Origin of the sequence: Pseudomonas sp. 10S4, assembly GCF_034344865.1 — a bacterium.
GTDB lineage: Bacteria > Pseudomonadota > Gammaproteobacteria > Pseudomonadales > Pseudomonadaceae > Aquipseudomonas.
Genome location: NZ_CP133774.1, coordinates 853,232 through 874,227, shown reverse-complemented (window position 1 = coordinate 874,227; position 20,996 = coordinate 853,232). Strand labels below are relative to the sequence as shown.

17 protein-coding genes and 5 pseudogenes are annotated in these 20,996 nt (G+C 60.3%); 14 read left to right on the top strand and 8 right to left on the bottom strand.

The features are described 5' to 3' along the window. The first annotated feature begins 11 nt into the window (after positions 1-11). The 4 genes from RHM58_RS04125 (at position 12) to RHM58_RS04110 (ending at position 4,400) form a co-directional block, all read left to right on the top strand. Positions 12-1,382 (top strand): aspartate aminotransferase family protein, encoded by a 1,371-nt coding sequence (locus RHM58_RS04125; protein ID WP_201256601.1) that lies wholly within the window; start codon positions 12-14, stop codon positions 1,380-1,382. Positions 1,383-1,779: 397 nt separating this feature from the next. Next, positions 1,780-2,766 (top strand): ABC transporter substrate-binding protein, encoded by a 987-nt coding sequence (locus tag RHM58_RS04120; RefSeq protein WP_322269728.1) that lies wholly within the window; start codon positions 1,780-1,782, stop codon positions 2,764-2,766. Between the two features lie 9 nt (positions 2,767-2,775). Next, positions 2,776-3,579 (top strand): ABC transporter permease, encoded by an 804-nt coding sequence (locus RHM58_RS04115; protein ID WP_322269726.1) that lies wholly within the window; start codon positions 2,776-2,778, stop codon positions 3,577-3,579. Further along, positions 3,567-4,400: an ABC transporter ATP-binding protein gene (locus RHM58_RS04110; protein WP_201191964.1), complete on the top strand. Its 834-nt coding sequence runs from the start codon at positions 3,567-3,569 to the stop codon at positions 4,398-4,400. The genes RHM58_RS04115 and RHM58_RS04110 overlap by 13 nt, the downstream gene beginning before the upstream one ends. 74 nt (positions 4,401-4,474) lie before the next feature. On the opposite strand, the gene RHM58_RS04105 is transcribed toward RHM58_RS04110, so the two are convergent. Beyond that, positions 4,475-5,554, bottom strand: coding sequence for an endonuclease/exonuclease/phosphatase family protein (locus RHM58_RS04105; RefSeq protein ID WP_201256603.1), 1,080 nt, complete (start codon positions 5,552-5,554; stop codon positions 4,475-4,477). Positions 5,555-5,627: 73 nt separating this feature from the next. Then, on the bottom strand, positions 5,628-6,302 hold the full coding sequence (locus tag RHM58_RS04100) for a YciC family protein (protein WP_322269724.1): 675 nt from the start codon (positions 6,300-6,302) through the stop codon (positions 5,628-5,630). 177 nt (positions 6,303-6,479) lie between these two features. On the opposite strand from RHM58_RS04100, the gene RHM58_RS04095 reads away from it, so the two are divergent. The 3 genes from RHM58_RS04095 (at position 6,480) to RHM58_RS04085 (ending at position 8,513) form a co-directional block, all read left to right on the top strand. Beyond that, positions 6,480-7,262: a DUF2076 domain-containing protein gene (locus RHM58_RS04095; protein ID WP_201256604.1), complete on the top strand. Its 783-nt coding sequence runs from the start codon at positions 6,480-6,482 to the stop codon at positions 7,260-7,262. A 137-nt stretch (positions 7,263-7,399) separates the two neighbouring features. Then, positions 7,400-7,879 carry an NYN domain-containing protein gene (locus tag RHM58_RS04090; protein WP_201198127.1) on the top strand — a complete coding sequence of 160 codons (480 nt, stop codon included), beginning with the start codon at positions 7,400-7,402 and terminating at the stop codon, positions 7,877-7,879. Between the two features lie 22 nt (positions 7,880-7,901). Continuing rightward, positions 7,902-8,513 carry a PolC-type DNA polymerase III gene (locus RHM58_RS04085; protein ID WP_054052626.1) on the top strand — a complete coding sequence of 204 codons (612 nt, stop codon included), beginning with the start codon at positions 7,902-7,904 and terminating at the stop codon, positions 8,511-8,513. 123 nt (positions 8,514-8,636) lie between these two features. Here the strand turns inward: RHM58_RS04085 and RHM58_RS04080 are convergent, their stop codons facing one another. After that, entirely contained in the window at positions 8,637-9,089 is a 453-nt protein-coding gene (locus RHM58_RS04080; protein WP_201256605.1) for an Lrp/AsnC family transcriptional regulator, read from the bottom strand. A gap of 165 nt (positions 9,090-9,254) precedes the next feature. Here RHM58_RS04080 and yedA point away from each other — a divergent pair. Together yedA and RHM58_RS04070 are read left to right on the top strand one after the other, a co-directional pair. After that, positions 9,255-10,180 (top strand): annotated as a pseudogene (gene yedA, locus RHM58_RS04075) (drug/metabolite exporter YedA). Positions 10,181-10,245: 65 nt separating this feature from the next. After that, positions 10,246-11,581: pseudogene (locus RHM58_RS04070) on the top strand (DEAD/DEAH box helicase). A 135-nt stretch (positions 11,582-11,716) separates the two neighbouring features. On the opposite strand, the pseudogene RHM58_RS04065 reads toward RHM58_RS04070, so the two are convergent. Next, positions 11,717-12,957 (bottom strand): annotated as a pseudogene (locus RHM58_RS04065) (TIGR03862 family flavoprotein). Positions 12,958-13,240: 283 nt separating this feature from the next. Continuing rightward, positions 13,241-14,161, bottom strand: a complete 921-nt coding sequence (locus tag RHM58_RS04060) for a histone deacetylase (protein ID WP_201198122.1) — start codon at positions 14,159-14,161, stop codon at positions 13,241-13,243. Positions 14,162-14,247: 86 nt separating this feature from the next. On the opposite strand from RHM58_RS04060, the gene RHM58_RS04055 reads away from it, so the two are divergent. The 3 genes from RHM58_RS04055 (at position 14,248) to RHM58_RS04045 (ending at position 16,381) form a co-directional block, all read left to right on the top strand. Continuing rightward, entirely contained in the window at positions 14,248-14,817 is a 570-nt protein-coding gene (locus RHM58_RS04055; protein WP_322269721.1) for a GNAT family N-acetyltransferase, read from the top strand. A 104-nt stretch (positions 14,818-14,921) separates the two neighbouring features. Continuing rightward, positions 14,922-15,791: an acyl-CoA thioesterase II gene (tesB, locus tag RHM58_RS04050; RefSeq protein WP_201198120.1), complete on the top strand. Its 870-nt coding sequence runs from the start codon at positions 14,922-14,924 to the stop codon at positions 15,789-15,791. Continuing rightward, positions 15,788-16,381, top strand: a complete 594-nt coding sequence (locus RHM58_RS04045) for an HAD family hydrolase (RefSeq protein ID WP_201198119.1) — start codon at positions 15,788-15,790, stop codon at positions 16,379-16,381. The genes tesB and RHM58_RS04045 overlap by 4 nt, the downstream gene beginning before the upstream one ends. A gap of 115 nt (positions 16,382-16,496) precedes the next feature. Here the strand turns inward: RHM58_RS04045 and RHM58_RS04040 are convergent, their stop codons facing one another. The 3 genes and pseudogenes from RHM58_RS04040 to RHM58_RS04030 form a co-directional block, all read right to left on the bottom strand. Continuing rightward, a complete protein-coding gene (locus tag RHM58_RS04040; RefSeq protein WP_201256608.1) occupies positions 16,497-17,456 on the bottom strand; it encodes an alpha/beta hydrolase in 960 nt (319 codons plus the stop codon). Beyond that, a pseudogene (locus tag RHM58_RS04035) lies at positions 17,457-18,364 on the bottom strand (neutral zinc metallopeptidase). It lies immediately after the preceding gene. Between the two features lie 214 nt (positions 18,365-18,578). Further along, positions 18,579-18,758 (bottom strand): annotated as a pseudogene (locus RHM58_RS04030) (aldo/keto reductase); the annotation flags it as partial. A gap of 272 nt (positions 18,759-19,030) precedes the next feature. Between RHM58_RS04030 and RHM58_RS04025 the strand changes: the two are divergent. Beyond that, complete coding sequence (locus tag RHM58_RS04025) at positions 19,031-19,807, top strand: IclR family transcriptional regulator (protein WP_322269718.1); 777 nt, start codon at positions 19,031-19,033, stop codon at positions 19,805-19,807. A 226-nt stretch (positions 19,808-20,033) separates the two neighbouring features. Next, positions 20,034-20,912 (top strand): DMT family transporter, encoded by an 879-nt coding sequence (locus tag RHM58_RS04020; protein ID WP_201256611.1) that lies wholly within the window; start codon positions 20,034-20,036, stop codon positions 20,910-20,912. Positions 20,913-20,996 lie beyond the last annotated feature (84 nt).

Below are 20,996 nucleotides of genomic sequence, written 5' to 3'. Positions count from 1 at the left end.
GAGAACAGGCGATGACCACACCACGTGAAACCCGCGACTACCAGGCCGCCGACGCTGCGCACCACATCCACGCATTCGTCGATCAGAAGGCACTCAATGACGAAGGCCCCCGGGTGATGGTCCGTGGCGAGCGCCTGCACCTGTGGGACAACGACGGTCGACGTTACCTCGACGGCATGTCCGGGCTGTGGTGCACCAACCTCGGTTACGGCCGCAAGGACCTGGCCGCTGCCGCGACTCGGCAGCTGGAGCAGTTGCCGTACTACAACATGTTTTTCCACACCACCCACCCGCAGGTGATCGAGCTGTCGGAGCTGCTGTTCAGCCTGCTGCCGGGGCACTACAGCCACGCGATCTACACCAACTCCGGCTCCGAAGCCAACGAGGTGCTGATCCGTACCGTGCGCCGCTACTGGCAGGTGCTCGGCAAGCCCGAAAAGAAAATCATGATTGGTCGCTGGAACGGTTACCACGGCTCGACCTTGGCCGCGACGGCGCTGGGCGGAATGAAATTCATGCACGAAATGGGTGGCATGATTCCGGACATTGAACACATCGATGAGCCGTACTATTTCGCCCACGAGGGCAACCTGACCCCGAGCGAATTTGGCCTGCGGGCGGCGCAGCAGCTGGAAACGAAGATTCTCGAACTGGGCGCGGACAAGGTCGCAGGGTTCATTGCTGAACCGTTCCAGGGCGCCGGCGGCATGATCTTTCCGCCAGAAAGCTACTGGCCGGAGATCCAGCGCATTTGTCGCAAGTACGATGTGCTGTTGTGTGCCGACGAAGTGATCGGAGGCTTTGGCCGCACCGGAGAATGGTTCGCTCATGAGCACTTTGGTTTTGAGCCGGACACCTTGTCTATTGCCAAGGGGCTGACCTCTGGCTATATCCCGATGGGCGGGTTGATCCTGTCGAAGAAAATAGCCTCGGTACTGGTGGAGCAGGGCGGGGTGTTTGCCCACGGCCTGACCTATTCCGGGCACCCGGTGGCGGCGGCGGTGGCGATTGCCAACCTCAAGGCGCTGCGCGATGAAGGCGTGGTCGCGAGGGTCAAGGATGACATCGGACCTTATCTGCAACAGTGCTTGCGCGAGGTGTTCGGCAACCATCCGCTGGTGGGCGATATCCAGGGCGTGGGCATGGTCGCGGCGCTGCAATTGGCCGAGGACAAGGCCAGCCGCAAGCGTTTCGCCAATGAAAACGACATGGCTTGGCGCTGCCGCACCATCGGCTTCGAAGAGGGCGTGATTATTCGCTCGACACTGGGGCGGATGATCATGGCGCCGGCATTGATTGCCAGCCGTGAAGAGGTTGATGAATTGGTCGGCAAAACCTTGCGCGCGCTGGATCGTACGGCGCAGGAATACGGCCGGCTCTAAAACCATCGCATGGCCTTGGGGCCTCTTCGCGAGCAAGCCCGCTCCCACATTTGGCCGGTGTCGAACGCAATTTCTGTGATCGACATCTGTCCTGTGTGGGAGCGGGCTTGCTCGCGAATGCGATAGCCGATTCACCCCTTTTCTAACAGTTGGCACCCTCCCTGTGCATCCCCGCCTACAGCGCCCTTTTGCAGTGCGCGCTACAGAGCTTTTTCATCATTCGCAGCGACATATTTCCTAATTTTCCTTATCCCCGCACTGAGCCAACATCGACCTCGCCAGTCAGCCAAACGCTGACCACCGAAGGGTCCATCAGAGACCACACGTTGTTAACGCTTCAAGGCCACTGGCCGTACTGCCCATTACAAAACTAAATCAACAGCTTTGGGAGTGCTCCATGATCAAGTCCTTGCTTACCCGCTTCGCTCACCCACTGGCGGTCACCGCCATCGCCGCGACGGTCGCCACCAGCGCCCAGGCCGGTACCCTTTCCATCGGCCATACCACGTGGGTCGGCTACGGCACCCTCTACCTCGCCCAAGACCTGGGCTACTTCAAGGAAAACGGTCTGACCGTCGAGTTGCCCGTCGTCGAGGAGGCCTCGATGTACATGGCCGCCCAGGCCTCGGGGGAGTTGTCAGGTTCGGCATCGACCATCGACGAAGTGCTCAAGTACCGTCCGCAGTTCTGCTTCAAGGCCGTCGCCGCGCTGGATGATAGCCATGGTGGTGATGGTGTTCTGGTCGGCAAGGACGTCAAGAGTCTTCAGGAGCTGAAGGGCCAGGCCGTGGCCGTGAACGAAGGTTCGACTTCGCAGTTTTGGCTGTCTTACCTGCTGAAAAAGAACGGCATGAAAATGAGCGACATCACCGTGCAGAACATGACCGCCGATGACGCCGCCACTGCATTTATCGCCGGTCGCGTACCGGCCGCCGTGACGTGGGAGCCGCATCTGTCGATGGTCCGCAGCAAGCAGCAGGGCAAGGTGCTGATCGACAGCAGCAGTACGCCTGGGGTGATTGTCGATGTGGTGGCGCTGAACTGTTCGGTCATCGAAAAGCAGCCAGAAGACGTGAAAGCGCTGGTGGCCGGTCTGTACAAAGCGGTCAAGTACACCCGTGAGCATCCGGAAGAAGCCTACAAAATCATGGCCAAGGGCGTCGGTGGCTACCTGGCCGATCCGAAGGAATTGGCGGCGGCCGCTCAAGGCGTGCGCTTCTACGATCAAGCCATGAGCGAAAAACTGTTCGGCGCGCCGGGCAAGCCGGGGGACAGCGCACCGTTGATCAAACTGGCTAATGAAACCGCCAGCGAATTGCAGGGCAAGCCCTACAACGTCAGCAATGACGACCTGATCGACAACCGCTTCGTCAGCCCGCTCTAGGAGGTCCGCATGTTCAAGCGCAATTCATGGCTGAGCCGCTGCATCACGCCCAAGACCAGCTTGCCGGTGCAGTTGGTCTGGAGCGCCAACGGCCTGGCCTGGGTGTTGTTGGTCGGCCTGTGGGCCGGGTTGTCCTACGGCGGCGTAGTGCCGGGCATGTTTCTGCCGACACCAGGCGCGGTGGTCGAGGCCGCCGTGCGCCTGGGCCGCGACGGTACCCTCGGGGTGCACGTTTGGGCCAGTGTCGAGGTGGTGATGGTCGGTTTTATCGTGTCATCGCTGGTGGCCGTGCCGCTGGGGTTGCTGATGGGCAGCTTTCGTATCGTCCAGGCGTTCCTCGAACCGATGGTCAATTTCATTCGCTACCTGCCGGTGACCTCGTTTGTGCCGCTCTTCATCCTGTGGATCGGCATCGGTCTGGAGCAGCGGGTCTCGGTGATTATCTTCGGTGTGTTCTTCCAGCAATTGGTGATGATTGCGGACGTGTCCAAAGGCATCTCCAAGGACCTGATCAACGCGTCCTACACACTGGGTTCAAATCGGCGCGATGCGGTGCTGCATGTGATCGCCCCGGCCTCGCTGCCGGGTGTGCTCGACACCTTGCGCGTCACCATGGGCTGGGCCTGGACTTACCTGGTGGTCGCCGAACTGGTCGCCGCTTCCAGTGGCCTGGGCTATCTGAGCCTCAAGGCCATGCGCGGCTTTCAGGTGGATGTGATCTTTCTGGCAATCGCGATCATCGGCCTGCTGGGCCTGGTCACCGATCAATTGTTCCGCTTCCTACGTCTGAGGATCGCCGCATGGGCTCAGTAACCGCCGTCAACCCACGTTTCGTCGCGCCCCAGGCTGCCCCGGCGCAAGGCGCCCCACGGCTGCAGGTGGACAAGGTCAGCCTGCGCTATAAAAAGCCTGATGGCGGTGTCTTTACCGCGTTGGAGCAGGTGTCCTTCGAAGTTCCGGACCAACAATTCGCCGTGCTGGTGGGGCCGTCGGGCTGCGGCAAGTCGAGCCTTTTGTACCTCACCGCCGGCCTCGCCGAACCGACCTCGGGCGAAATCTACGTGGGTGGCCAGCAAGTAGAGGGGCCGGGCGCCGATCGCGGCATGGTGTTCCAGAGCTATACGCTGTTCCCGTGGTTGACCGTGCGCCAGAACGTCGAGTTCGGCCTCAAGCGTCGCGGCATGGCGGCGGCGCAGCGCAAGGAAATTGTCGACTACTACGTCAATGAAGTCGGGCTCGCCGGGTTCGCCGACAACTACGCCAAGCAACTCTCCGGCGGCATGATGCAGCGGGTCGCGATTGCCCGGGCCTTGGCCAACGATCCGCAAATCCTGCTGATGGACGAACCTTTCGGTGCCCTCGACAGCCAGACGCGCCTGCAAATGCAGCAACTGCTGCTGCGAGTGTGGGGCAACAGCAAGAAGACGGTATTGTTTGTGACCCATGATATCGACGAGGCGATTCTGCTCGGCGACCGGGTCTACGTCATGGGCGCCAGGCCCGGGCGGATCAAGCAGATTCTGGACGTGCCGATTGAGCGGCCACGGACCCTCGACATGGTGATGGAACGCTCGTTCATCGACATGAAACGCAGGATCTTCGGATTGCTGCATGACGAGTTGGAGGAGCATTGAGTCTGTAGGCACCGAGCTTGTTCAGTCGACATGAATGTTGCCGGGCAGGCATCCATCGCAAGCAACCTTGGCTGCTACGGGGCGGCCGGCAACAGGAACTTTGCGATCACCGGCAAATGATCGGAGATCCGCAATGTATCGTCCTGGCGCACCGTTGCCTCGACCCGTTTGATCCGCGGGCTGTAAAACAGGTAGTCGACCGTCCGGTCCGGGCCGTTCAAGCCGGGATCGTTCGGGTAATGGGTCAGCCATTGCGCCCGATCAGCACCGCTGGCTTCGTTGTTGGTCGGGATCATCGGGTATTTGTCCCACAGCACATGCAATGCGCTGTCGGCGGAGTAGGGCGTACGTTGCTCGGCGGGCAGGCGTCGGTATTGGCCCAGCGGCAACAGATTGAAGTCGCCGCCAATCAGCCACGGTGTGCCGCGGCTTTCGTATTTGTCGAGGACCTTGGCCACCGCTGTCACTTGGGCTTGCAAGGTGTCGTCGGGCTGGCGGACGCGGTCCAGGTGGGTATTGAGCACCGCGATCTGCCCGCCATCGCTCAACGGCAGATACGCCACCAGCAAAGCGTTTTTCGGTTTGAACTGACGGCTGATGACGTTGGCGGGTGCCACCGGCAATTGCAGGCGCTCGGCATGTCCGATCTGGAAGCGGCTCAGGGTGGCGAGTTGCCGGCCGACGCTGCCGAAGATATGCGGATCTGGCACAAAGTCGGCCTTCCAGTCGAAGGCGTGGGCGTTGCAGGGGTACAGGTCGGCGACCCGTTCCTGCAAGAGTTTGACCTGATTCTGATAGTCGCTGGCCTTGGCGCCGTCATCGAGTTCTTGCAGCAGCACGACGTCCGGTTGCTCGTCACGAATCACCCGCGCCACTTCATCGAGGCTGAAGGCCATGTCTTCGAGCGTGGGGCTTTCGTCGTCACCCTGGGCCAGGTCGTTCCAGAACACGTAGCGTTTACCCGCCAGGTACTGAACGTTCCAGGTCATCACCTTCAAGGCTTGACCGGGCACCAGGGTCGGCGCCTTGGCGTTGCAACTGACCGGCAGCACTTCCTTGGCGTCGGGTCGCCAGGTCACGCTGTAGATCAGCAGGCCGATCAGGCCAACGAAAGCAAACAGGCCCAGCAGGGTGTAGCGCAGTAGACGGGTCATGGCTCGGCTTATAGCGTTACAAAGATGACCCGAGCATACCCGAGAGCGAGGGCCGCGCCCAAGGGTAGAGCGGTCAGGCAGGTCTGTCGTTTTTGTCAGGCACTTCGCCAATCAGCATAAACAGGCGGAACAGCACCACGCTGGTGAACAGTTGCAGGAAGCTGTGGACGCTGTCGATCAGCAGGGCGATTGCCGGGTTCTGTGGTTCGGGATAGACCGCGTAGCTGGCGCCCTTGAGCACCCACAACGGCCCCATTACACAGAGGATGCACACCAGAATGCGCAGGAAATGGCCGCGGGTCAGGCGCAGGCTTTCTTTCATCGCCGCCAGCGGCGCCATACCGCGCAGCACCAGCAAGTATTCGGCGAAGGCCAGCGTCACCATCAGCCACAGGCCCGGCAGGAAATACAGCGACAGGCCGATCAGGATCAACAAGGTGTTGAGCGCGGTGAGCAGGGCAAAGCGTGGCCACAACGTGGCGGACATCGCCAGCAGGTCGCGGATGCGCGGCGATTCGCCACGGCTGCGGGCGTCGAGAAACAGGATCAGCGCGGCGGTATACAGTGGATACACCAGTAAACCGACGACCACGCTGTAACCGGGGAAACCGTCCGGGCTGGCGGTGTTGTCCACCAATTGTTGCAAGAACGCCTCAAGAATCACCAGCGGCAGGCACAGCTGCACGATCTGGCCCAGATTGCGCTTGAAGAAGTAAAAGGAGTCACGCAGCACATCGAACGGATTCATCAGTCGGTATCGCAGGTTAAAAGCAGTTCCACACTTTAACCGATGAAGCGTCGGGGGGCGCAAACGTAAACGTTAGGTAAAGGCTATTGAAACATCCTGTATCAGCCCCATAACTGGTAGGCACCTTGTCCATCGTGGATGAGGAAGACGATATTCCCGGCAATCTACGAGGTCGCCATGAACAGCGAAGAACAAACCCTGATCGATGGACTGTTTTCCCGGCTGCAACAGGCCGAAACGGATTCAGCCCCGCGCGACGCTCAAGCCGAGGCGCGGATCAAGGAACACCTGACTCGCCAGCCCGCCGCGGGCTATTTCATGACCCAGGCGATTCTGGTGCAAGAGGCTGCCATCAAGAGCCTCGACGAACAGAACAAGCAACAGACCCAGCAAATCCAGCAATTGCAGGACGAACTGCAACAGGCCAAGGCCCAGGCGAGCGCTCCGGCACCGGCCAGTGGTGGCTTCCTGTCGAGCATCTTCGGCGGCGGCTCCCGCGATCCGCAGCCTGCGCCAACCCAAAGCGCACCCCCGTCGACCGGCGGCTGGCGTGAACCGGCGCGGCCATCGTTCAATTCGCAGCCGCCACAGCAGAACTTCGGTGCACCGCAACAGAACTACGGCGCGCCACAGCAAAACTACGCGCCGCAACAACAGGCACCGGTAGGTAGCGGCTTCCTCGGTGGCGCGCTGAAAACCGCGGCTGGCGTGGCCGGTGGTGTGATGCTGGCAGAAGGCATCAGCAGTATGTTCCACAGCAATCAGCAGCCGCAGCAAATCGTCGAAGTCATCAAGGAAGAACCGGCCCAGGTCAATGATCAAAGCGGTAATGACCGGGGCAATGACCAGCGCATGGCCGGCAACGACTCCAACGATCAGGGCGACCTTAGCGACACCGACTACAACAACGATGACGACTCATCGTTCTTCGGCGGCGATGACGACGACTCCTTCGTCTGACCCACCATTCGTCCGGGGCGCGCAAACGCCCCGGGCCGATTATTCGCGGAACAATCCTTCAGGCTGGCATACTGGGCAACTTTTCGGGCCTGGGGCCTGATCCTGCCCGCGCGCTTGTGCGCTCATGAGGATGCACGGTGAAAAAAATCGCAGTGTTTGCCGATGTCCAAAACCTCTATTACACCGTGCGTCAGGCTTATGGTTGCCACTTCAACTATGCCGCGCTGTGGGCAGATATCAGTAAACAGGGCGAGATTGTCGAGGCGTATGCCTACGCCATCGATCGTGGTGACAGCAAGCAGCAGCAGTTCCAGCAGATCCTGCGCAACCTGGGCTTCATCGTGAAGCTCAAGCCTTACATCCAGCGCAGCGACGGCTCGGCCAAGGGCGACTGGGACGTAGGTATTACCCTCGACATCATGGACGCCGCCGATCATGTCGACGAAGTGGTGCTGGCTTCCGGCGATGGTGATTTCGACATGCTGCTGGATCGCATCATCAGCAAGCACGGCGTACAAGCCGTGGCTTACGGCGTGCCGGGCCTGACCGCGAACTCGCTGATCCGCGCCGCCAGCCGCTACGTGCCAATCGAAGGCGCGTTGCTGCTCAAGAATTGATTTTTACGGAGTTGAAACAGGTTTGGAACGCATAGCAGTCATCGACTTTGAAACCACCGGGATCTCCCCAAGCAGTAGCTGCCGGGCCACGGAAATCGCCGTGGTGATCCTTGAACAGGGGCGCATCGTCGAGCGTTACCAGAGCCTGATGAACGCCGGCGTGCGCGTACCGGCGTTCATCGAACAACTCACTGGCATCAGCAACGCCATGCTGCGCACCGCACCGTCGGCCGAGCAGGTGATGAACGAGGTGAACGAGTTCGTCGGCATTACGCCGCTGCTGGCGCACAACGCCGCGTTCGACCAGAAGTTCTGGGACTTTGAACTGGGGCGGATCAAACGCACACGGTTGCAGAACTTTGCCTGCTCACTGTTACTGGCCCGGCGTCTGATGCCGGCGGCGCCGAATCACAAACTCGGGACGCTCACCACTTTCGCCAGCCTGCCTAATACCGGCAAGGCTCACCGGGCGATGGCGGATGCCGAGATGGCGGCGAACCTGACGACGCACTTGGCTGAGCAACTGCGGCAGCAGCACGGGTTGCGGGAGTTGTCCCATGATTTGCTGGTCAGCTTGCAGAAAGTGCCGGCGGCGAAGATCAACGAACATCTCAAGCGCCATCGCGGGTTCTGACGACACCGCAAATCCCCTGTGGGAGCGGGCTTGCTCGCGAAAGCGGCCTGTCAGTCACATCGAGGTTGGATGTGCCGACGCTTTCGCGAGCAAGCCCGCTCCCACATTGGGTCTCCTGCAACTTCAGGCCTGCTTTCCGTCCAACTGCCCCAACGGCACCCGCCGCTCTATCGCGCTCGACAACACAATCGACGTCTTGCTAAACCCAAATTTCGCCACCCGATTAATCAACGCCTCCAACTCCGGCATCGACCCCACCGCCGCTTGCATGATCACGCACGGATCCCCCGTCACCCGGTGACACTCGGTCAGTTGCGGGATTTTGATCAGTTCGTCGTAGGTTTTCTGATTGCCGTGCTGGTTTAGCCGCAATTCGATGACGCACTGGATCGGCAGGCCGATTTTCGACAGGTCGACCTTGGCCTGATAACCGGTGATCACCCCGCAGGACTCAAGTTTGGCCACGCGCTCGGCCACAGCCGGGGCTGAGAGGTTCACCTTGCGCGCCAGTTCGGCGTAGGACGCCCGACCGTTTTCCAACAGGGCGCTGAGGAGCATGCGGTCGTACTTGTCCATCGTGGGAATTCCTGAAAATGACATGACTTTCGAATACACGGTTTATAGCGGTGATCTCCGTGTTTTGAAAAGTGTACCGGCGCGATAAACAGGTTTTGTAGCTTATTTTTAGCCGTTGGCCTTTCTAGAATATCTGCTCTCCTTCTCTTGCCTGAGAGCTGCCCAATGCCTGGCTTACGTCGCTTCCCCTTACCGTTGATCGCTGCGTTTTTCGCGTTGTACGTGATTTGGGGCTCGACCTATCTGGTCATTCGCATCGGCGTGCAGTACTGGCCGCCGTTGATGCTTGGCGGTATTCGCTTTGTGATTGCCGGATCGTTGATGTATGCGTTCCTGCGCTGGCGCGGGGCCCCGGCACCGACCTGGGCGCAGTGGAAAGCGGCGGGCATGATCGGCATTTTGCTGCTCAGTTTCGGTAACGGTGCGGTGAGCATGGCCGAGCATAGCGGGGTGGCCTCCGGTGTTGCCGCGCTGGCGGTGGCGACGGTGCCTTTGTTTACGCTGCTGTGCGGCTATTTCTGGGGCGCACGTAATACCCGTCTCGAATGGGCCGGGATTGTGCTCGGGTTGGTCGGCATCGCCATGCTCAACCTCGGCTCCAACCTGCAATCGAGCCCGTTGGGCGCGATGTTGCGGTGTTCGCCGCCGCAGCCTGGGCTTTCGGCTCGGTGTGGAGCAAACACTTGCCGTTGCCCCAGGGCGCGATGGCCAGTGCTGCGGAAATGCTGGTGGGTGGCGTGGTGTTGTTGATCGGCAGTGCGCTGAGTGGTGAGCGTCTGGACAGTGTGCCGCCGGTCGAAGGCTGGTTGGCGCTGGCCTACTTGATCGGTTTCGGTTCGATCATTGCCTTCAACGCCTACATGTATTTGTTGAAGCACGTACGTCCAGCGGCGGCCACCAGTTATGCCTACGTCAACCCGGCGGTGGCGGTGTTGCTGGGCATCGTGTTTGTTGGCGAGACCATCGGTATCGAGGAAGCGATTGCCATGGCGGTGATCATCAGCGCCGTAGTCTTGATCGGCTTGCCACAATGGCGTCGGCGCCCGGAACGACCTGCGGTGGTGGCACCGACAGAATCCCGTGTGAATTAGGGTAAACTGCGCGCCATTGCACACTCGTTTTGCACAACCGCGCTGAATTTTCCTACGGTAATCCCATGACTTTCGCCTCCCTTGGCCTGATCGAACCCTTGCTGCGCTCTCTCGAGACGCTCGGCTACCAGACACCTACGCCGGTCCAGGCGCAAGCCATTCCGGCGGTGCTGGCCGGTCGCGACCTGATGGCTGCGGCCAAGACCGGCACCGGCAAGACCGCTCGGTTTCGCGCTGCCGCTGCTGCAGTTGCTGGCCATGGAAGGGCCGAAAGTGGCCTCCAACTCGGTGCGTGCACTGATCCTGGTGCCGACCCGCGAACTGGCCGAACAGGTTCACGAAGCCGTGCGCCAGTACGCCGAGAACCTGCCGTTGAGTACTTACGCGGTGTACGGCGGCGTCAGCATCAACCCGCAGATGATGAAGCTGCGCAAAGGGGTTGATGTGCTGGTGGCGACTCCGGGTCGTTTGCTCGACCTGTATCGCCAGAAGGCCCTCAAGTTCAATCAGCTGCAAACGCTGATCCTGGACGAAGCCGATCGCATGCTCGATCTGGGCTTCTCCGAAGAGCTGGGGAACATTTACCGCGTGCTGCCGAAGCAACGTCAAACGCTGTTGTTCTCCGCGACCTTCTCCGACGCGATCCGCTTGCTGGCCGGGCAAATGCTCAACGACCCGCTGAGCATCGAAGTCAGCCCGCGCAACGTGGCGGCCAACACCGTCAAGCAATGGGTTGTGGTGGTGGACAAGAAGCGTAAGCCGGAGCTGTTCATTCACTTGCTGCGCAAGGGCAAGTGGAAACAGGTGCTGGTGTTCGCCAAAACCCGCAATGGCGTGGACGCGCTGGTGGAAAAACTTCAGGGCCTGGGCATCAATGCCGACGGCATTCACGGCGACAAACCCCAGGCGACCCGTCAGCGCGCGCTGGATCGTTTCAAGGCCAGTGAAATACAGATTCTGGTGGCGACCGACGTTGCGGCCCGTGGTCTGGATATCGAAGATCTGCCGATGGTGGTCAACTTCGACCTGCCGATCGTGGCTGAGGACTACATCCACCGTATCGGCCGCACCGGTCGTGCGGGTGCCACCGGTGAGGCAATTTCCCTGGTGTGCGCGGATGAAGTGAATCAGCTGTCCGCCATTGAGATGCTGACCCGTCAGACCCTGACGCGCCAGATGGAGCAGGATTTCGAGCCTGAACATCGGGTGCCGGATACTGATTCCAGTGGTCAGGTGGTGAAGAAACCGAAAAAACCGAAGAAGCCAAAGACCTCCGGTGGCAGCAAGCGCAACCTCGGTAAATGGGTTGAGAGCGGGGATGCTTCGGCGGTGGAACCTTCGCTCAAGCCTGTGCGAAAAGTGCCGGTGTTTAACACTGGGCCGCGTAAGAAGAAGCCTTGATTACACGCGGCGTCTGTTAGGCCGCCATCGCGAGCAAGCTCGCTCCCACATGGGATCTGCTGTGAACACATTATTTGTGAACACTCGAGATCCCATGTGGGAGCGGGCTTGCTCGCGAAGGGTGCGCTGCGGTCCTCAACCCTCACGCTTCAACCACTCCACCATCCCCAACCCCGCCGCCCGCCCACTGGCAAAACACCCCGTCAGCAAATAGCCGCCCGTCGGCGCTTCCCAGTCCAGCATTTCGCCCGCGCAGAACACCCCAGGCAGCTGCTTGAGCATCAAGCGCTCATCCATCGACTCGAACTTCACGCCGCCCGCACTGCTGATGGCTTCGTCCAATGGACGGGTTTTCACCAGCGTCAGTGGCAATGCCTTGATCGCTTTTGCCAGCAATGCCGGATCGGCAAAGGATTCTGCGCCGGTCAGTTCGCGCAACAGCGCCGCTTTGACGCCATCAAGACCCAACTGACTGTGCAAGTGTTTGGACATCGAGCGTGAACCGCGCGGTTTGCTCAGCGCAGCCTCAACTTTATCCACAGGTCGGCCCGGCAATAGGTCGATATGAACAGTCGCCGAGCCATGCAGATTGATGGCTTCACGGATCGGTGCCGACAGGGCGTAGATCAAACTGCCCTCAATGCCCGTGGCGGTGATCACGCACTCGCCGAGGCGCGGGATGTCGTCATTGAGGCCGATGGCGATATTTTTCAGCGGCGCGCCGGCGAATTTGCTGACCATCAATTCGCTCCAGGCCTGCACCTCGAAGCCGCAATTGCTCGGTTGCAACGGCGCCAGTCCTACGCCGTGCTGTTCAAGTGGCAGCATCCAGGCGCCGTCCGAACCGAGGCGCGACCAACTGCCGCCGCCGAGGGCTAACAAGGTTGCGTCGGTTGTTAAGGTTTTTTCACCTTCGGGGCTGGACACTTTCAGGCTGCCATCGGCATTCCAACCCAGCCAGCGGTGGCGGGTGTGGATAACTACGCCACTGTCCCGCAGGCGTTTGAGCCAGGCGCGCAGCAGGGGCGCGGCTTTCATGTCCGTAGGAAATACCCGGCCGGAGCTGCCGACAAAGGTTTCGATGCCCAGGTCATGAATCCATTGGCACAACGCATCGGCGCCGAATGACCGCAGCAGTGGTGCAATCTGCGGTGCCCGTTCGGCGTAGCGCGAGAGGAACGCCGGGTAGTCTTCGGAGTGAGTGATGTTCATGCCGCCGACGCCGGCCAGCAGGAATTTTCGCCCCACCGAAGGCATGCCGTCGTACAGGTCGACCTTGATCCCGGCCTGGCTCAGCACCTCAGCGGCCATCAGGCCGGCGGGGCCGCCGCCGATGATGGCAACGTGAGGGGGAGGGCTGGGGAGGATTGGGTCATGGAATGCGCTGCGGTATGGCTGGATAAGCCGCGCATTCTATCAGCACAAATCAGGGTGGGAGCGGGCTTGCTCGCGAAGAGGGAGTGTCAGTCGACATCAATGTTGCCTGATACATCGCTTTCGCGAGCAAGCCCGCCCCCACATGGGTTCTGTGGTGTTTGTAAAAGGGTGGTTAAAAAACAACCAGTCCTTTGTAGGCTATGTGCAGCAAGGCCTGTAGGCGCTTTCACTCAGGTTATCCACAGGCAGTTCCACAGGCATTGTGGGTAAAGCATCCACAACTCAGTGACAACCTGATGACTGCCAGACCCGTTGCGCACTGTGATGGAGGATGCCGTGGCGGCGGGCCAGGGCTTGGCGGTCCTTGCTGTAGCCGCCGCCGATCACCCCGACCACCGGAATGTCCCGGCCCAGGCAGTGGCGCATCACGCTTTCATCGCGGGCGGCGACGCCTTCGTCTGTCAGCTTCAGGTAACCCAGTGCGTCATCCTTATGCACATCCACCCCGGCGTCATACAGCACCAGATCGGGTTGGTAGAGCGGCAGCAAATAGTTGAGCGCGTCGTCCACCACCTTCAAGTAATCGGCATCGCCCATGCCCTTGGGCAGTGGAATGTCCCAGTCACTTTCGGCCTTGCGTGCAGGAAAATTCTTCTCGCAGTGCAGGGAAACGGTCACCGCGTCCGGGGTGTTGTGCAGAATCCGTGCAGTCCCGTCGCCCTGGTGTACGTCGCAATCGAAGATCAGTACCCGATTCACCCGACCGCTTTCCAGCAGGTAATGGCTGATCACCGCCAGGTCATTGAAGATGCAGAACCCCGCCGGGTAGTCGTAGTGAGCGTGGTGGGTGCCGCCGGCCAGGTGACAAGCCAGTCCGTGTTCGAGTGCTTGTTCGGCCGCCAGCAATGAACCGCCAACCGCCCGCACCGTGCGCCGGGCCAGGGCTTCATTCCACGGCAGGCCGAGCCGCCGCTGGTCTTCGCGGGACAACTCGCCGCTCATATAGCGTTCGATATACGCAGGGTCATGAGCGAGGGCCAGAATCTCGGCAGGACAGAGCTCAGGACGCAGCAAATCGGCGTCCCGGGTCAGGCCGCTGTCCACCAGGTGATCGCGCAGCAGGCGAAACTTGTCCATCGGGAAGCGGTGCTCCGCCGGGAACTCGGGGCTGTAGTCTTCGTGGTAGATCAACGGCAGGGGCATGGCAGATTTATCTAGGAAGGCCTGTAGGAATCAGTGAAGGATCCTACCAGCGATGTAGACTCGGAGCATGGAATTGGAGGAGCACGATGGAGCCGATACTGGAACTCGAAAGCGCACGACTGCTGCTCAGGCAATGGCGCGATGAGGATTTGCCGGAGTTTGCGGCGATGTGTGCCGATCCACAGGTGATGCGTTATTTCCCGGCGCCGTTGAGTCGACTGGAAAGTGCTTCGCTGATCGGGCGGATTCGCGGGCATTTTGCCGAGCACGGTTTCGGTCTCTGGGCGCTGGAGCGCAAGGATACCGGCCAGTTCATCGGGTTTACCGGGCTGGCGGAGGTTAACTTCGATGCGCCGTTTGTGCCGGCCATCGAGATCGGCTGGCGCCTGGCCCGCGAGCATTGGGGGTTGGGTTACGCCAGTGAGGCCGCGTGGACCGCTCTGCGCTGTGGCTTTGACCGGTTGGCGCTGAAGGAAGTCGTGGCCTTCACCACGGAAACCAATTTGCCGTCGGAGAAAGTCATGCAGGCCATCGGAATGCACCATGAGTCAGCCGATGACTTTGAGCACCCGAGGCTCGCGGTCGATCATCCGCTGCGTCACCATGTGTTGTACCGCATCACCCGTGAGCAATGGCTGCAAACCTTGCATGGATAAGCAGGCACGGACGTTTACAATGGCCGCCATTGGTGTGAGCCATTAACTGAGTCGACCGCCGCAGCCAAGACTGCGCGGCATTGCGTTGTGTGAGGAGAGCCTGAATGAGCCAAGTGTTGGAAGATCTGGTAGACCTGCTGACCCTGGAACCGATTGAAGAAAACCTGTTCCGTGGCCGCAGCCAGGATCTGGGTTTCCGTCAGTTGTTCGGCGGCCAGGTGCTCGGCCAGTCCCTGTCGGCGGCCAGTCAGACCGTTGAAGAAACGCGGCATGTGCACTCGATGCACGGTTATTTCCTGCGTCCGGGCGATGCCAAGTTGCCTGTGGTGTATCAGGTTGATCGGGTTCGCGACGGCGGCAGTTTCAGCACTCGTCGGGTGACGGCGATCCAGAAGGGCAATCCGATTTTCACCTGCAGCGCGTCCTTCCAGTACGACGAAGAAGGCTTCCAGCACCAGACTGAAATGCCACAAGTGGTCGGCCCGGAAAACCTGCCGTCGGAACTGGAGCTTGCCCAGCAACGCGCGCACTTGATTCCGGAACACATGCGCGAAAAACTGCTGTGCCCGAAACCGATCGAATTCCGCCCGGTGACCGAGACAGATCCCTACAACCCGCAAGCGTCTGACCCGATCAAGTATGTGTGGTTTCGTGCTGATGGTGCCTTGGCCGATTCGCCGGCGCTGCACAAATACCTGCTGGCCTACGCCTCGGACTTCGGACTGCTGACCACTTCACTGCTGCCTCATGGCAAATCGGTCTGGCAGAAAGACATGCAGGTCGCCAGCCTTGACCACGCGTTGTGGTTTCATTCGGACCTGCGTGCCGATGACTGGTTGCTCTATGCCATGGACAGCCCGTGGGCCGGCAATTCCCGCGGGTTCTCCCGTGGCAGCGTGTTCAATCGCGCCGGGCAACTGGTGGCTTCGGTGACTCAGGAAGGCCTGATTCGCCATCGCAAGGATTGGGCATGAGCCTGGCCGAGGTGCGGCACTGGGTGTTCGACATGGACGGCACCCTGACGGTGGCCGTGCATGACTTCGCGGCAATTCGCGTGGCGCTGGCGATCCCGCCTGAGGACGACATCCTGACCCACCTCGCCGCACTGCCAGCCGAAGAAGCCGCCGCCAAACATGCGTGGTTGCTGGAGCATGAACGGGACTTGGCGTTGGGTTCGAAGCCGGCACCGGGTGCCGTGGAACTGGTGCGGGAACTGGCCGGGCGCGGTTATCGCCTCGGCATCCTTACTCGTAACGCACGGGAATTGGCCCATGTGACGCTGGAGGCAATCGGCCTGGCCGACTGCTTCGCGGTCGAGGACGTGCTGGGCCGTGACGAAGCGCCGCCGAAGCCGCATCCCGGTGGTTTGCTGAAGTTGGCTGAAGCCTGGAGCGTGCCGGCGAGCGAGATGGTGATGGTCGGGGATTACCGCTTCGACCTGGATTGCGGTCGAGCGGCGGGCACGCAGACGGTGCTGGTGAATCTGCCTGAGAACCCGTGGCCGGAGTTGGCGGATTGGCATGCGCAGGATTGTGTTGAGTTGCGGCAGATGCTTTTCGCTTGAGTAGTTTGTTGTCAGTTTAATCGCCATCGCGAGCAGGCTCGCTCCCACATTGAGATGCGGTTCCCCTGTGGGAGCGAGCCTGCTCGCGATGGCGCCAGATCAGGCGACACAACCTTTACTGACTGAACAAAACCTTCTGCCCCTCCGGGGACGTAAACATCCCATCCCCGTCATGCCCAACCCCGGGCACTTCGACCAATCGCTGATTCACCCCTTGTGGATTGCGCCGCAGCAAATAGTCGAAAAAGTTGTGTCCGCGAATCAGCCGATAAGCCCCTTGAGCCTCAGCTTCGCAGCCTTTGTCGAGCGCCGGATGCTGCGGGTCAGTGTCCTGCTGGCCGAGCAGATAAATCACATCACGCTTGATGTAACTGCCTTCAAGCTGCGAAGCCGTTTGCCCACCGGCATAGATCGGCATGTCCGTCAGACCATACTTCCAGCGATTGAAACCGGGGCACTGTGCATGAGTGAATGCCACCGGTCGCTGCTCATTGAAGTAGGCATAGGACGACGGGTTGGCCACCACGTAGCGAATCTTTACGCCGGCGGCGGCGAGCGCCGGTTGATCGTGCGCCAGCAGCGCATAGCGCTGAACAACCTGGCCACCACCGGAGTGACCGGCGACGACGATTTGCTTCACGTCCGGAAATTGTCGGCGATCGCTGATCCGCTCGATGATTTGGTCGAGTGCCGCGTAGGAACTCACCGGAAACGGGCCTGTGGATAACCCGCCGGCCATCCAGTCATTGCCATGCCAGCGCAATACGCTGTCCGGCAGCGGGTGGCGAACGATGTCGGTTTCATTGAGAAATTGCGGAGCGATCACCAGCGTCGTCGCGCTTTGGCCAGCCGCTTCAGCCGCCTTCTCGCCGCTGCGGCGGTAGGTTTCAGCGTTGCGCAATCGACCATGGATGATGATCAGCACCCGTTCGATTTTCGCCGGCGCCGGGCCAAGGCCCACTGCCATCTCACCTTCTTTCAAGAGTAGGCGCCCGGGGCTGATCTCTTTTACCCCGTGCTCGTCAGCCTGGGCAGTTGCGCAGGCGATCAACAGAACCAGCAGCCATCTATGCATTTACAGGTTTTTCGCCGCAAAGGTATCGCACTGGCCAACCTGGCCTTGGGCGAAACCGGTTTTGAACCAGCGCACCCTTTGCGCTGACGTGCCATGAGTAAACGAGTCCGGGACCACGCGGCCCTGACTTTGCTGTTGCAAGCGGTCGTCGCCAATGGCATTGGCGGCGTTCAAGGCTTCCTCGATGTCACCGGGCTCCAGCCAGTTCAGACGTTTCTGAGCATTGTTGGCCCAGACCCCGGCCAGGCAATCGGCCTGAAGCTCCTGGCGCACCAGTAAACCACCATCGCCTTCCATCTGCCGGCCTTGTTGGCGAGCCGCCTGAATTTTCGCGGAAACGCCGAGCAACGTCTGAACATGGTGTCCGACTTCATGAGCGATCACGTAAGCCTGAGCGAAGTCGCCCGCAGCGGAGAAGCGTTGCGACATTTCCTGGAAGAACGCCATGTCCAGATAAACCTTCTGATCGGCCGGGCAGTAGAACGGACCGGTCGCCGAAGTCGCCAGGCCGCACGCCGAGTTCACGCGGTTGCTGAACAGCACCAGGGTCGGGTTCTTATATTGCTTGCCGGCCTGCTGGAAAATCTGGCCCCAGGTGTCCTCGGTATCACCGAGGATCGAGCGCACGAATTCGGCCTGTTCGTCATTGGCCGGTGGCGCCTTGCGAGTCTGAGTCGTGGCCGGCGCCGATTGTTCGGTCATTTGCCCGGTCAGTTGTCCGAGGATCTGCAACGGATCCTGGCCGGTAATCCAGCCAATCCCGACGATCAACAGGATCGCCGTCAGGCTCAAGCCCTTGCCACCACCAAAGCGCATTCCGCCGCCACCACCGCCACCACCGCCACCACCGACATCACCACCACGGGCATCGACCACGTTGTCGCTGCGTCGGCCTTTTTCCATAGCATGTGGGAATCCTCGTGTTGTTCGTGGTGAAGAGTGTTGTTGGTGTGTAGGTGTGGCGCCAGTCCGGTCGTCCATCTTTTGCCGCGCACGGTAGCATTCCGGCAACGCATTTAACGTTACCGGGAAAGCTACAGCGTTGTATTGAGCGTGAATAACCCGGCAAATTCCGTCAGCCGCCGGGTATTTGTCGGGTGGGCGAATGCCTGTCTCGGCGGGTTACTGGTCGAACGCGTCCCACACGGGCGCAAAGTCCGGATTGACCTGACGTTCACGCTTGGACAAACAGGCGATCAGCTTGCGGTCTTCGTCATCGAGTGTGATGTCGAGGGCTTGCAGGTTGGCCAGTTGATTGGCCTTGGGGATCGCCGCGACGTTAGGCTGATCGAGCAGCCATTTTCCACGGCGCGGGTGCATTCTTCACCGAGCATCGGCCAGGTGCCGAGCCCGAGTTTGGGCATGTTCAAACCGTGTGCGTTAACGATGCGCTGCATGATCGTTCTCCCTCCATGAATGATGCTTTTAGAATCTAATTCCAAAAAATATAGGGTCCTGATGATCTTCAACAAGCAATCAGGCTTTAAAACGGGCGGTTATCGGACAGCGCGTTCCAGATTTCGCATCCGGGAGGTTGTCTTCTAGAATCGGACAAATTGTGTTGGGAGCCTCCCATGGCCGGCAGTCAGATTGAACGAGTTTTCAGTGTGCTGGAAAGCCTCACCAGCGACCCGCGTGGCCTGCCGATGCAGACGTTGGCGGAGCAACTGGATATTCCGAAAAGCGCGACCCATCGCCTGCTCGCCGAGCTGATTCGGCTGGGTTATGTGCGGCAGAATCAGGACACCTTGCGCTATCACCTGTCGACCAAACTGGTGGCGATGGGGTTCCGTTATTTGTCGAGTAGCGGGGCGGATATTGTCCAGCCAGTGCTGGATCGCCTGGCGCAGGAAACCGGCGAGCTGGTGCGTCTGGGGGTGATTGAAGGTGAGCGCCAGACCTGGATCGCCAAATCCCAGGGCGCTCGATCCGGGCTGCGTTATGACCCGGACATGGGGCGCGATGCACCGCTGTTTTACACCGCGTCCGGCCACGCATGGCTGGCCTGCATGAGCGATGCCGAGGCGTTGTCGCTGGTGGAGCGCCAAGGGGCGAAGCGACCCAAGGATCTGGGGCCGAATGCGCCACGCTCCAATATTGAATTGCTTGAGCGCCTGCGCCTGGCGCGCGAGCAGGGTTATGCCTGGGTCGAGGAAAGCTCGGCGGTGGGCACTTCGGCGATTGCGGCGGTGGTACGACATCCGGGCGATGGACGGGTGATCGGTGTGCTTAGCGTTGCCGGGCCGAGCGCGCGAATGCCGGGTGCACGGTTGCATGAGCTGGCGCCGCTGTTGTTGACGTTTGCCGAGGAGTTGTCGGCGGCGAGTCTGGCGTCGGAGTTGTTCAGTTAGGTCAAACCACACAGATCCAGGGTGGGAGCGGGCTTGCTCGCGAAGGGCTTAATATTCAGCGGTTGTGGTGACTGTTGCACCGCTTTCGCGAGCAAGCCCGCTCCCACATTTGATCTGCGTATGACCTGATAAAGCTGTGCGCTGTTCGAACACTATTCACGTTCTCTTCTGTGAGAATATGGAACCAGGTTCTAAATTATTGGAATTAGATTTCCAAAGGATTGCCATGACCATCAGCACCCCACTCTCCGGTGTAAACAAACCCTTCAAGGGGATTTTGCTGATCGTTGCCGCGACCTTCCTGTTTTCCAGCCATGACGCGTTGTCGAAATACCTCTCCGGGTTCTACCCGATCATCATGGTGGTCTGGGCCCGATATCTGGTTCACACCTTGTTGATGGCCGGGATTTTTCTGCCGCAATCCGGGTTGCGTGTCCTACGCACCAAACGACCATTGCTGCAGTTGGCGCGGGCGTTGTGTCTGCTGGGTACCAGCCTGTTTTTCACCACCGGTTTGTTGTACATACCCCTGGCCGAAGCCACGGCAGTCAACTTTCTTGCGCCGGTGTTGGTCACTGCGCTGTCGGTGCCGCTGCTCAAGGAGCACGTCACCCGTGGCCAATGGATCGCGGTGATTTGCGGTTTTATCGGCGTGCTGATCATCATCCACCCCGGCGGCGAACTGTTCACCCCGGCGGTGTTGTTGCCGTTCTGCTCGGCGATGTTTTTCTGCTTCTATCAGTTGCTCACTCGCAAGCTCAGCCAGATCGACAGCCCGACCACCAGCAACTTCTTCGCCGGGTTGTGCAACACCCTGGTGATGAGCGCGCTGGTGCCGTTCTTCTGGCAGTTGCCAAGCCTCGGTCATGGGTTGTTGATGCTGGCGCTGGGGAGTTGCGGGATGACCGCGCATTTGTTCCTGACCCAGGCGTTCCGTTACGCCGCACCGGCATTGCTGGCGCCGTTTGGTTATTGTCAGATTGTGTTTGCCGGGCTGCTGGGCTGGCTGCTGTTTTCTCACACGCCGACCCTGACCACGGTGGTCGGGATCGCGGTGATTTGTTGCAGCGGGTTGGCGGCTGCGTGGCAGCAGAGTCGCCGGTAAAGCGCTGAACGAACTGTGGGAGCGAGCTTGCTCGCGATGGCGGTGTATCAGTCGCACAGATATTGACTGGTAGATCGCCATCGC